Consider the following 11,876-nt stretch of genomic DNA (forward strand, 5'->3'; position numbering starts at 1 on the left):
TCCGCGCTACCGGGGATGATTCGCAGATGCGACAGCGGTGCAGGCGCACCCCGATCACACCCGCGTCAACCGGCCTCGGGCGCCACCGCGGCCAACCAGCGCGCGACCACATCCTCGGGGATCGCCTCTGTCGGTTTGTACTCGGCGCCGAGCGGGCGGTCGAAACCGCGTTCGTCCAGCCACCGGAACAACCACGGGTAGTTGACCTCGCCGTGGTCCGGCGCGCCGCGATCCGGCACGCTGGCAAACTGGATATGACCGATCAGCGGGCGCAGTGCGTCGAGCCGCCGGGTCAGGTCGCCTTCCTGGATCTGGATGTGGTAACAATCGAACATCAATTTCAGGCGATCACTCGCAACCGCCTCGATCAGGGCCACGGCCTGCGCCGATGTCGACAAGAAGTAGCCGGGCGCATCGAAGCGGTTGAGCGGTTCGATCAAGACGGTCACGTCCGGCGCGGCGCGCTCGACCGCGTAGCGCAGGTTGGCCACGAAACACGCTTCAGCGGCCTCGCCACTCGCGAAACCGGCCATGACGTGTACGGCGCCGCAATCGATGGCGCGCGCGTAATCGATTGCCTCGTCGATCGCAGCCCGCGCCTCGGCCTCGCGACCCGGCACCGCCGCAAGGCCGTTGTCACCGGCCGCGACATCGCCCCGACGGGTGTTGAGCCCGAGCATCGGCAGGCCGGTTTCCGCAAGTGCGGCCCGCACGCTGTCAACCGGCGTGTCGTAGGGCCAATGGCACTCGACTGCGGCAAAGCCCGCGCGCGCCGCCGCGCGGATGGCGTCGGGCAACGGCAGCTCGGTGAAGAGAAAACCGAGGTTGGCTGAAAACTGCGGCACGGTCAGTCCCACTCCACGTCGAATTCGGTGACCACGCGGTGCACCTGCTCCGGCGACAGCGCCCGCGCGCCAACGCCGCGCAACAGCAACGCGAGCTTGGCGGTCTCCTCGAGCTCTTCGATCGCGTAGCACGCGGCTTCAATGTCCTTGCCCGCCACGACCGGCCCGTGGTTCGCGAGCATCACGGCGCTGCGTTTGCCGGCGAGGCCGCGCACAGCGTCACCCATCGCCGGGTCCCCGGGCAGGAAGAACGGCAGCAACGCCACCTTGCCGAGCTTCATGATCGCGTAGGGCGTCAGCGGGGGCAGGAAGTTGTCCGGGTCGACGCCCGGCACCATCGAGAGCGCGACGCTGTGGCATGAGTGCAGGTGCACCACCGCCGCCGCGGTGCTGCGGGTGTCGTAGAACGCGCTGTGCAGCGGCATCTCCTTGGTCGGCGCATCGCCCCCGATCAGCCGACCGCCGCTGTCAAAGTGGCTCAGGCGCGCCGGGTCCAGCCGACCGAAGCAGCTGCCGGTCGGTGTCACGAGCAAGCCGCCGTCGGCGGTGCGCGCCGAGATGTTGCCGCTGCTGCCACCCGTGAGCCCGCGATCGTACATCGACGCCGCGAGCCGGCAGATCAGCTCGCGCAGCGCACTGTCGTTCACGTGGCACCGCCGAGCACGGCCGCGGCCTTGGCGAAGAAGTCGGGCGCGCCGAAATTGCCGGATTTGAGCGCGACCACGAGGTCCGGACGCGCGCGCAGCGCCGGCACGCCTGGATCGATCTCGGGGCCGATTTCCAGTGTGTCGAGCTGCAGGCCTTCGATCACCGCGCCGGAGGTCTCACCGCCGGCGGTGATCAGGCGGGTGACGCCACCGGCCACCACCCGCCGTGCGACCTCGGCAAAACAGGCTTCGAGCGCGTCGGCGGCGCGCTCGCGACCGAACGCCGCCTGCACCGCCTCGACCGCGGCCGGGTCGGCCGAACTGTAGGCGAGTGGCAGGCCCTCCTGCGCGAGCAGCCAGGTGGCAATGTCCGCAGCTGTGACGCGCCCGGTGATCACACCGGCGGCGTCGATCTCGTAGGCCGGGTGCGCAGCGCGGTGGCGTTCGACCTGTGCACGCGTGGCGGTGGAACAGGAGCCGGACACGATGGCGCACCGGCCCGCCTGCGTGCGCCAGGCACTGGCGTCGGCCGTGCGGCCCGGCACGAGATTCGCGGGCAAGCCAAGCGCGACACCGGAGCCCCCGGTCACGAGCGGCAACCCGTTCGCCGCAGCGCCGATCGTGTGGAGGTCAGGGTCGCGCACCGCGTCGACCACGATCAGCCGCTTGCCGGCCTGATGCTCGGCGTCGAGTGCCGCGCGCACGGCGGTACTGCCCTCGGCAACCGTACCCAGGCCGACGTGCCCGACCGACAGGCGTGTCTGGTGCCCGAGCCAACGGCGGATGTCGGAATCGGTCATCGGCGTAAGCGGGTGGTTCTGCATCCCGCTCTCGCTGAGCAGGGTGTCGCCCACGAACAGGTGGCCGTGCACAAGCGAGCGGCCGGTGCCCGGAAACGCCGGGCAGACGATCACGCGGTCGGCGCCGAGCGCCTCGGCCAGCGCCTCGGCAACCGGGCCGATGTTGCCCTCGCGCGTGCTGTCGAAGGTCGAGCAGTACTTGAAGAAGAACTGGGTGCAACCCTGCTCGCGCAACCAGGCCAGCGCGTCGAGCGATTGCGCGACCGCCTCGGCCACCGGGATCGAGCGCGATTTCAGCGCGACGACGCCGGCCTCGACATCGGCCGTGGCCGGGACGTCCGGCACGCCGCCGTACTGCACCACACGCATCCCGCCCTTGGCGAGGGTGTTGGCGAGGTCGGACGAGCCGGTGAAATCGTCCCCGATGCAGCCGAGCAACATCAGGGTGCCTCCGGCAGGGTCAACCCGGCGTTCTCGGCGTACACCTTCGCCACCGCGGCGTCGTCCTCGCGACCGAGCCCGCGGCCGCTGGCAGCGAGAAACTGCTGCAGCGCCGCAGCTGTGATCGGTGCGGAAAAGCGCGCCTCGCGGGCAATGTCGAGCACGATGCCGTGGTCCTTGGGCCAGATGTCGACCGCGCTGTGCGGCGTGTAGTCGCCCGCAACAATGTGGGGTGCGCGGTTCTCGAGCATCCAGCTCGTGCCGGCGCACTGGCTGATGACCTCGACGAAGGTGTCGGGCTCGACGCCTTGCGTCATGCCGAAGGTCATCGCCTCGGCCATGGTCGCGATGTGCACCCCGGCGAGCAGCTGGTTGACCGCCTTCATGGCCGATCCCGCACCGGCCGCGTCACCGAGTTCGAAGACCGTGGTCGCCACCGCATCGAGCACCGACTTCGCCGCGGCGAAGGCCTCGGGTGTGCCCGCTGCCATGACCGAGAGCGCCCCTTCGGCTGACTTGCGCGCCCCGCCGGAGATCGGCGCGTCCAGGTAGTGCACCCCGTGCGTAGCGCAGCGCGCCGCCATGTCGCGGGCAAAGGCCGGCGGGACCGTGGCGCAGGCGAGCACCACCGCGCCCGCGGCAAGGTGCGGGACGATGCCCTGCTCACCGAACAACACGCTCTCGGTCTGGGCTGCGTTGAGCACCACCACAACCACCGCACCGAGCTCTGCCGCGACGGCCTCGAGTGCCGCCTGCTGGCCACCGGCCTCGACGAAGCGGTCGACGGCCTGGGCTGACACGTCAAAACCGTAGGTGGGGTGACCCGCCCGCACCAGTGACGTCGCCATGCCGAGGCCCATGGAGCCGAGCCCGAACACCGCTGTCTTGTCCATCACGACCTCAATTTAATGTATACATTAATTCTAGCGCGGGCACGGGTGTGCTGGCCAGCGAGCGCGCCGGTGGCGGGTTCAGGCGTAGCCAGGACCCAGGCGGTAGACCGCCTCGCGCAAGTAATCTGACGTGTGGTCACGGCTTTCGAGTCGCGCAATCTCGTCGTACGGGATCAGTTTGCCGACTTCGAGGCGCACGTCCTTGCCGATCTTGTTCCGCACTTCGTTGAGCAACAAACCGGTGCGCAGGGCCGGGTTGATCCAGCTCGAGAGCTGGAACAGCATGCTGTTCTGGCCGTGAAAGTAGACGGGTAACACGCTCGCTTTGGAGGACTCGATCAGGCGCGAGGTAAGCGGCTTCCAGTCGTGATCGAACGCAGTGCGTTTGAAGGGTTCGGCATTCGCCACGCCACCGGCCGGGAAGATCACGACCGTCCCGCCCGCCTCGAGCGCGGCCTGGGCAGCCCGTTTGGTGCGCACATTGTTCTTGATCGCCTCGCGGCCCGGGTCGAAGTCGATCGGCAGGACGTGGTCCTTCACGCGCCGGTCCTGGCAGAGGACCTTGTGCAGAATGACCTTGAAATCGGGCCGCGCTTGCGCCGTCAGGTGGCAGAGCGCCAGACCATCGACCACGCCGAACGGGTGATTGGCAACGACCACCGTCGGCCCGGCCCCGCGCAGGCAGGCAAAGCTCCCTTGCCGCACGTCGATGCCGATCTCCAGCGCCTGTAACGCCCGGCCCCAGAACTCCACGCCACTGAGTTCTAGGTGAGCGAGCGAGTCGTACAGGGCCTGCAGTCTGCGTTGCCCGGTGAGCCGCTCGACCGTTGCCACGATGGCGCGCGTGAGTGCGGACTCACCCTCGGTGACGTAGCTGATGACGGGCAGATCGGGTTGCTTGGACATCCGCGGTTTCTCGTTGCCCGAGTCGGGGCCGTTGCACACGACGGCCCGGGCAGGGCCGTCCATCGGGAAGTTAACCCGCCAGTTTAACTTTCCAGTCTAATCGACTGCAATGACGCGCACATGACGGTGCCCGGTGGCCTTGTGTGGCCACCGATGCCCGGCCCTGCTCCGGTCCGCGACAGTGTAGCCGTACGCGCCGGGCGCGTCACCGACCCCGCACCGATGCGACACGGGACCCAACTCGACCCGCCACCGCAGGGCGTCACACTGCAGGCGAGTTCTGTTATAAGTGGTCGGGCGTCCTGCAGTCAGGATATCGAAACCCACCCAGAACAAGGAGAACACCATGTCCAAGCTGACGAAAGTTGCTGCCGGACTTGCCGTATTCGCGGCCACCACGCTGACGGCCCACGCCGAAAAGTGGGATATGCCCATGGCGTATTCAGCGACCAACTTCCACTCCGCCACGGGCGCCCAGTTTGCCGAGTGCGTGACCCTCGGCACAGGCGGTGCGCTCGAGATCACCACCCACCCCGGTGGCTCGCTGTACTCCGGCGCCGAGATCAAGCGCGCGATCCAGACCGGCCAGGTCAACATCGGCGAGCGCCTGCTCTCGGGTCACCAGAACGAAAACGCGCTCTTCGGGTTCGACTCGGTGCCGTTCCTCGCAACGTCCTTCGCCGATTCCGAGAAGCTCTGGGAAGTGGCCAAGGGCCCGCTCACCGAAGTGCTGAACGCCCAGAACCTGCACCTGCTGTACTCCGTGCCGTGGCCGGGCCAGGGCTTGTACTTCGATCGTGAAGTCAACACAACCGCCGACGCCAAAGGCATCAAGTTCCGTTCGTACAACGCCGCCAGCGCGCGCATGGCCGAGCTCATGGGTATGTTGCCGGTGCAGATCGAAGCGGCCGAGATCAGCCAGGCTTTCGCCACCGGCGTGGCCCAGGGCATGGTGTCCTCCGGTTCGACCGGCTACGACCGCAAGGTCTGGGAGAGCCTGTCGCACTACTACTCCGCCGATGCCTGGATGCCGCGCAACTACGTGATGGTCAACCTCGACGCGTGGAACGGCCTCGACGAAGGCACACAGAACGTGATCAACGGCTGTGCTGCCATCGCCGAATACGCCGGTGACTGGCGCTCCATCCAGTACACCGACTTCACGGTCAACGAACTCGCCAAGAACGGCATGGCCACCGGCCCGGTCAGCGACGCGCTCGGCGCCGAGCTGCGCGCCATCGGCGAGACCATGACCGCCGAATGGCTTGAAGCCGCGGGCGATGCCGGCAAGGCCATCGTCGACGCCTTCAAAGCCGCGCAGTAACACGCGCACCTCTCTCGCCCGGCGGTTCTCGCCGGGCGAGCGTCCTCCCACCCCTGCACGGACACGGCACCTATGGCCGCACTTGGTATATTGCGTACGACCCTCGACGGACTCTACCGCTACGCGGGGTACCTCGCCGCGGTCTTCCTGATCCTGATTCTCGGCTTCGTCTCGATGCAGATGGTTGCGCGGTGGATTGGCGAGATCGTCACGGGCGCGCCTGACATCACGGGCTACTGCATGGCCGCCGCGTCTTTCCTCGCGATGCCGTATGCGCTGAACAACGGCAGCCACATCCGGGTCAACCTGTTGCTCAATGCGCTCGGCGGCAAACGCTGGTGGGCGGAAATCTGGTGCTGGGCCATAGCGTCCTACCTGACCTTTCTCTTCGCGCGCTACGCGGTAAAGCTCACCTATGAGAGCTACCGCTTCAACGACATCAGCCAGGGGCAGGACGCCTGGCCGATCTGGATCCCACAGACGGCCATGGCCATCGGCACCGTGCTGCTGTTCATTTGCGCGCTGGACAACCTGATCACCGCGTTGTTCACCGGCAAGGACAACATCAAACCGGCCGTTGTCGACGTGAGCGCGGAGTAAGACCGTGGAAGAAATCTACCTCGTCGCCATTTTCCTGTTCGTCCTCTTTCTGTTGCTCGGCACCGGCGTCTGGGTCGGGCTTGCGCTCTTTGGCGTCGCCTACCTCGGCCTGGAGATGTTCACCTCGCGCCCCGCCGGAGACGCGATGCTGACACGCATCTGGACAGGCTCCTCGAGCTGGACACTGACCGCGCTGCCGCTCTTCATCTGGATGGGCGAAATCCTGTTCCGAAGCCGTCTGTCGCAGGACATGTTCCGCGGGCTGAGCCCCTGGATGCAACGCATGCCGGGCGGCCTCGTGCACGTGAACATCGTCGGCTGCACGCTCTTTGCCGCGGTCTCGGGTTCGTCGGCTGCGACCCTGACCACCGTCGGCAAGATGTCGATCCCCGAGCTGCGCAAACGCCAGTACCCCGAATACATCACCATCGGCACGCTGGCGGGGGCCGCGACCCTCGGTCTGATGATCCCGCCCTCGCTGACACTCATCGTCTACGGCGTGGCGGTCGAGCAGTCGATCACCAAGCTCTTCATGGCCGGTATCCTGCCCGGCATTGTGCTCGCGGGCCTCTTCATGGCCTACGTCGCGGGCTGGTCGTTCCTGCGCCCGAACGAGGTGCCGACCATCTCCGACCGCATGAGCTTGCGCCAGAAGCTGCACGAAAGCCGCTTCCTGATCCCCGTGATCCTGCTGATCCTCGTCGTGATCGGCTCGATGTACGGCGGCTACGCCACCGCGACCGAGGCCGCCGCGATCGGCGTGGTCGGCGCGCTGGTCCTGGCCGCCGCTCAGGGATCACTCACGCCCCGGGCCTTCATCGACAGTCTGCTCGGCGCCACGCGCACCTCGGCCATGATCGCGCTGATCCTCATGGGAGCGATTGCGCTGACCCTGGCGATGGGCTTTACCGGTTTGCCACGCGCGCTCGCCGAGTACATCGACAGCCTCGAGCTCTCGCGCTTCTCGCTGCTGATGGCGTTGATGCTGTTCTACATCGTGCTCGGCATGTTTCTCGACGGCATTTCCTCGGTGGTGCTGACCATGGCGATCGTGCAACCGATGGTCGTCAACGCCGGCATCGACATGATCTGGTTCGGCATCTTCATCGTGATCGTCGTCGAAATGGCGCAGATCACACCGCCGATCGGCTTCAACCTCTTCGTCATGCAGGGCATCACCGAACACGAGATGGGCTTCATCGCGAAATCGGCGTTGCCGTTGTTCCTGATCATGGTGCTGATGGTCTTCATCATGATCGCGGTGCCGGAGCTTGCGACCTACCTGCCAGACAGCATGCGCTCGCGACCGGGTTGACGCCGCGATGAGCCCGCACCGCATCGAGCACCTGCGCGTTCACCGCATTCTGATCCCGGCCAAGGCCGTGCATTCGCACGGCAGCGGCGACGTCGCCGGCATCCACGTCGCCGTCCTCGAGGTGACCACAGACACCGGCCTGACCGGGTGGGGCGAGGCCTCGCCCTGGCCGGTCTTCACCGGCACCGCCGAGGCCAACGCTGCCGCGCTCCACGTGCACCTGCGGCCGCACCTGATCGGACAGGACCCGATCGCTGTCGAACGGCACCTGACGATGGCCAACCGGGTGCTTGTCGGCCACCCGGAGGCCAAGGCGGCACTCGAAATGGCGCTGCTCGACCTCACAGGCCAGATCACGGGCCTGTCGGTGTCGGAGCTGCTCGGCGGGCGTCAGCGTGACGACATCGGCATGAGCTTCTCCGTTGCCAACCCGGACTTCGATGCCGACCTCGACGACATCGCCGCACTGTGGGCCGACGGCGTGCGCATCTTCAAGCTCAAGACCGGCTTTGCCGACCACGCCTTCGACCTCATGCGGTGCGAGCAACTCCGGTCGCTGTACGGCGACGAGATCGACATCCGCATCGACTACAACCAGGGCCTGCCGGCCTACGATGCGGTGCGCTGTATCCGCGACCTCGAGGCCTTTCGCCCGACCTTCGTCGAGCAACCGGTCAAATTGCACGAGCGCGAGGCACTCGCGGAAATCACCCGCGCGGTCGACGTGCCGATCATGGCCGACGAGAGCGTGTTCGACCCGATCGGGGCGTTGTACGGTGCGACCCACCGGATCGCCGACATCTTCTCGTTGAAGATCATGAAATCCGGTGGCATTCGCCGTGCGCTCGAGGTCGCGGCGATCGCCCGCGCAGCCGGGATCGAGGTGTACGGCGGCTGCATGTTCGAAACCGGCCTCGCCCACTCAGCCGGCGCGCACCTCATGGCGCTGGTGCCGGACCTGAAACTCGAGTGCGAGTTCTACATGGCCACCTACTACGCCGAGGCCGACATCCTCACCACGCCGTTCCCGGTGCGCCACGGCCGTGTCCACGTTCCGACCGGCCCGGGCCTGGGTGTCGAGGTCAACCCCGACGCGCTCGCGCGCTACGCCGTTGCGGAGGTGCTCGCATGAGCGCCGCATCGCCCGAGATGACCGGCGGCCAGATCCTGCTGAAGATGCTCGAGTTGCACGGCGTCAAGCACGTGTTCGGGCTGCCGGGCGAGACCACCATCGGCTGGTACGAGGGTTGGCGCGCGCACTCCGACATCGAGTACGTGCTCACCCGGGACGAGCGTACAGCGGCCTTTGCCGCCGAGGCTTACGCCAAGGTCACCGGCCGCCCGGCGGTGCTCGAAGCGCCGAGCCCGGGCGTGACCCATTGCACGCCCGGCATCACCGAGGCCTTCCTGAGCTCGGTGCCGGTGATCTTCTTCAGCTCTGACATCCCGATCAACCAGGACAAACGCCACGGCCTGACCGGCGTCGACCAGACCGCGCTGTACCAGAGCATCTGCAAGGAGTCGTTCCTGCTGACCCGGCCCGCCGAAATCCCGTTCCTGCTGCGCCGGGCCTTTCGCGTCGCGACCTCGGGCCGCCCGGCGCCGGTCCACATCCGGGTGCCGATCAACGTGTTCCGCGAAACTACCGCGGTCGACGACCTGTACGCCGAACCGCAATACAGCCACTACCCCGCGCACCGGCCGGTGGCCGACCACACGGCGCTGCGCACCGCCATCGACGTGCTGTTGGCCGCGAAACGGCCGGTGCTGGTGTGCGGTCAGGGTGCGCTGATTTCGCAGGCGACCGACGCGGTGCTCGCGCTGGCCGAGACGCTGCAGATCCCGGTCGCGACCACCACGCCCGGCAAGGGCACGGTGCCCGAAACCCACCCGCTGGCACTGCGCGTCATTGGCGCGCGCGGCGGGATGGCCTACGCCAACGCCTACGTGCGCGAGGCGGACGTGGTGTTCTTCATCGGCACCAACACCGACTCCAGCTCGACCAACCACTGGACCCTCTACGGCGACCCGCGCGACACCACCTTCCTGCACCTCGACATTGCCGAGGCGCACGTGGGCAACAACTTCCCCGTGGCGGTGAGTCTGGTGGGCGATGCACGCGCGAGTCTCGCCTACCTGCTCGAACTGATACACGCCGAGCACCCGGCGCTGTCCCGCCCGGCGCTCGACCTCAGCGCGGTCAAGCAGGACGCCCTGGACGCGGTGTTCTACGCCAACACACCGATGCCAGAGGGCACCGTGTCGCCAGTCAAGCTGACACAGGCGCTCGACGTGCAGTTGCCGCCGAACGCGGTGGTGACCGCCGAACCCGGCGTCGCGGCGATCTACCCATCGGCCTTGCTCTCGGTGCGCGAAGCCGGGCGGCGCTACCTGACCAACTACTCGATGGGCGCGCTCGGCTACTCGGTGCCGGCGGGGCTCGGTGCGCTGTACGCGGGGGACGGGCCTGTGGTGTCGCTGACGGGTGACGGCTCCTTTGGCTTCGTGATCGGCGACCTCGAGACCATCAAGCGTTCGGGCCGAAACATCACCATCATCCTGACGCGCAACGACACCTTTGGCTGGATCCGCGGCGAGGCGATCCTGCTCGACGAATCGGACGAACCCTGGTCGACCGACTTCGGCGGGGTCGACTACTGCCAGGTCGCGGCGGCCTTCGGTTTTACGGTCGCGCGGATCACTACTGAAGACCAGATCGAATCCACGCTCGCAGCGGCACTCGCCCATCACGGCGCAAGCTTCATCGAAATGCGTGTGCCCTCACAAGATGAAATCGTGCCCTTCGTGCCCCCCTGGGTCGAAGCGGCCAAGGCCAAGGGCCTGCCGTACTTCGAGTAAATGGCATCACACTGCGACCACCCCACTCCCCCGTGGGAGCTGCGTCCTTGTCGGGCCGTGCAGGCCCAGCAAGACGGGGCGAAGAACCCAACACCGCATTCGCGCCTACTCGCTGGCGCGAGGTAGACGCTCCCACAAGGATCGGGGCCACATCACGCTCCGAACGCCTCCCACCCCAGTGGGAGCCGCGTCCTTTACGGGCCGCGCAGGCCCGGCAAGACGCAGCGAATGGCCCGGCTCCGTCTTCGCGCCTACTCGCTGGCGCGAAGTAGACGCTCCCACAGAGAAAGTGGCCACGCCACGTTCCAGGCACGCCACACCCCTGTGGGAGCTGCGTCCTTGACGGGCCGCGCAGGCCCGGCAAGACGCGGCGAAGAACCCAACACCGCATTCGCGCCTGCTCGCTTCCGCGAGGCAGACGCTCCCACACGGATCGGGGCGCATCACGCTCAAGCCGTCACACACCCCAGTGGGAGCCGCGTCCTTGTCGGGCCGTGCGGGCCCGGCAAGACGCGCCGAGTAAGCTGACACCGCATTCGCGCCTACTCGCTGGCGCGAGGTAGACGCTCCCACAGGGACCAGGGCTGCATCACGCTCAGAACGCCTCACACCCCTGTGGGAGCTGCGTCCTAGCCGGGCCGCGCAGGCCCGGCAAGACGCGGCGAATAAACTGACACCGCATTCGCACCTACTCGCTGGTGCGAGGTAGACGCTCCCACAGGGATCGGGGCCGCTTCACGCTTCGAGCAACTCACGCCCCCGTGGGAGCTGCGTCCTTGCCGGGCCGTACAGGCCTGGCAAGACGCGGCGAATGAATCGACTTCGCATTCGCGCCTACTCGCTAACGCGAGGCAGACGCTCCCACAGGGACCAGGGCTGCATCACGCTCAACCTGCCACTCACCCCCGTGGGAGCCGCGTCCTTGTCGGGCCGTGCGGGCCCGGCAAGACGCGGCGAATAAGCTGACACCGCATTCGCGCCTACTCGCTAACGCGAGGCAGACGCTCCCACAGGGATCGGGGCGCATCACGCTCAGGCTGTCACTCACCCCCGTGGGAGCTGCGTCCTTGCCGGGCAAAGCAGGCCCGGCGAGACGCGCCGAATAAGCTGGCACCGCATTCGCGCCTACTCGCTCACGCGAGGTAGACTCGACACGTTGGTCGCCTCCAGAACTGCATCGCAACTGACTCGGTCACCAACGGATCGGTTGTATTCGACTGGCCAAGCATCAGGCGAAGCCTACTGA

At 67.1% G+C, this 11,876-nt stretch carries 10 protein-coding genes; 5 read left to right on the forward strand and 5 right to left on the reverse strand.

The genetic code is table 11. From position 1 onward, the window contains the following. Positions 1-65: 65 nt before the first annotated feature. From AAGA11_15470 to AAGA11_15490, 5 genes are all read right to left on the reverse strand, one after another. A complete protein-coding gene (locus AAGA11_15470) occupies positions 66-845 on the reverse strand; it encodes a TIM barrel protein (GenBank protein ID MEM9604266.1) in 780 nt (259 codons plus the stop codon). A 2-nt stretch (positions 846-847) separates the two neighbouring features. Next, positions 848-1,492 carry an aldolase gene (locus AAGA11_15475; GenBank protein ID MEM9604267.1) on the reverse strand — a complete coding sequence of 215 codons (645 nt, stop codon included), beginning with the start codon at positions 1,490-1,492 and terminating at the stop codon, positions 848-850. Beyond that, entirely contained in the window at positions 1,489-2,733 is a 1,245-nt protein-coding gene (otnK, locus tag AAGA11_15480) for a 3-oxo-tetronate kinase (GenBank protein MEM9604268.1), read from the reverse strand. Before otnK ends, AAGA11_15475 begins: the two co-directional genes overlap by 4 nt. Next, positions 2,733-3,626: an L-threonate dehydrogenase gene (ltnD, locus tag AAGA11_15485; protein ID MEM9604269.1), complete on the reverse strand. Its 894-nt coding sequence runs from the start codon at positions 3,624-3,626 to the stop codon at positions 2,733-2,735. The genes otnK and ltnD overlap by 1 nt, the downstream gene beginning before the upstream one ends. Before the next feature lie 78 nt (positions 3,627-3,704). Further along, positions 3,705-4,532: a lysophospholipid acyltransferase family protein gene (locus tag AAGA11_15490; GenBank protein MEM9604270.1), complete on the reverse strand. Its 828-nt coding sequence runs from the start codon at positions 4,530-4,532 to the stop codon at positions 3,705-3,707. 346 nt (positions 4,533-4,878) lie between these two features. Here AAGA11_15490 and AAGA11_15495 point away from each other — a divergent pair, with 346 nt between their 5' ends. The 5 genes from AAGA11_15495 to AAGA11_15515 all read left to right on the forward strand — a co-directional run bounded on the left by AAGA11_15495 (position 4,879) and on the right by AAGA11_15515 (position 10,630). After that, a complete protein-coding gene (locus AAGA11_15495; protein MEM9604271.1) occupies positions 4,879-5,856 on the forward strand; it encodes a TRAP transporter substrate-binding protein in 978 nt (325 codons plus the stop codon). A 72-nt stretch (positions 5,857-5,928) separates the two neighbouring features. Beyond that, positions 5,929-6,456 carry a TRAP transporter small permease gene (locus tag AAGA11_15500; GenBank protein MEM9604272.1) on the forward strand — a complete coding sequence of 176 codons (528 nt, stop codon included), beginning with the start codon at positions 5,929-5,931 and terminating at the stop codon, positions 6,454-6,456. A gap of 4 nt (positions 6,457-6,460) precedes the next feature. Further along, entirely contained in the window at positions 6,461-7,771 is a 1,311-nt protein-coding gene (locus AAGA11_15505) for a TRAP transporter large permease subunit (protein ID MEM9604273.1), read from the forward strand. A gap of 7 nt (positions 7,772-7,778) precedes the next feature. After that, complete coding sequence (locus AAGA11_15510; GenBank protein MEM9604274.1) at positions 7,779-8,903, forward strand: enolase C-terminal domain-like protein; 1,125 nt, start codon at positions 7,779-7,781, stop codon at positions 8,901-8,903. After that, a complete protein-coding gene (locus AAGA11_15515; protein ID MEM9604275.1) occupies positions 8,900-10,630 on the forward strand; it encodes a thiamine pyrophosphate-binding protein in 1,731 nt (576 codons plus the stop codon). Before AAGA11_15510 ends, AAGA11_15515 begins: the two co-directional genes overlap by 4 nt. Positions 10,631-11,876 lie beyond the last annotated feature (1,246 nt).

The organism is Pseudomonadota bacterium (assembly GCA_039196715.1).
Taxonomy (GTDB): Bacteria; Pseudomonadota; Gammaproteobacteria; order CALCKW01; family CALCKW01; genus CALCKW01.

What these genes read in the sequence shown, in the direction of transcription:
- otnK (MEM9604268.1), bottom strand. Translation starts at nt 2,733, where the DNA reads ATGTTGCTCGGCTGCATCGGGGACGATTTCACCGGCTCGTCCGACCTC.
- ltnD (MEM9604269.1), bottom strand. Translation starts at nt 3,626, where the DNA reads ATGGACAAGACAGCGGTGTTCGGGCTCGGCTCCATGGGCCTCGGCATG.
- AAGA11_15490 (MEM9604270.1), bottom strand. Translation starts at nt 4,532, where the DNA reads ATGTCCAAGCAACCCGATCTGCCCGTCATCAGCTACGTCACCGAGGGT.
- AAGA11_15495 (MEM9604271.1), top strand. Translation starts at nt 4,879, where the DNA reads ATGTCCAAGCTGACGAAAGTTGCTGCCGGACTTGCCGTATTCGCGGCC.
- AAGA11_15500 (MEM9604272.1), top strand. Translation starts at nt 5,929, where the DNA reads ATGGCCGCACTTGGTATATTGCGTACGACCCTCGACGGACTCTACCGC.
- AAGA11_15510 (MEM9604274.1), top strand. Translation starts at nt 7,779, where the DNA reads ATGAGCCCGCACCGCATCGAGCACCTGCGCGTTCACCGCATTCTGATC.
- AAGA11_15515 (MEM9604275.1), top strand. Translation starts at nt 8,900, where the DNA reads ATGAGCGCCGCATCGCCCGAGATGACCGGCGGCCAGATCCTGCTGAAG.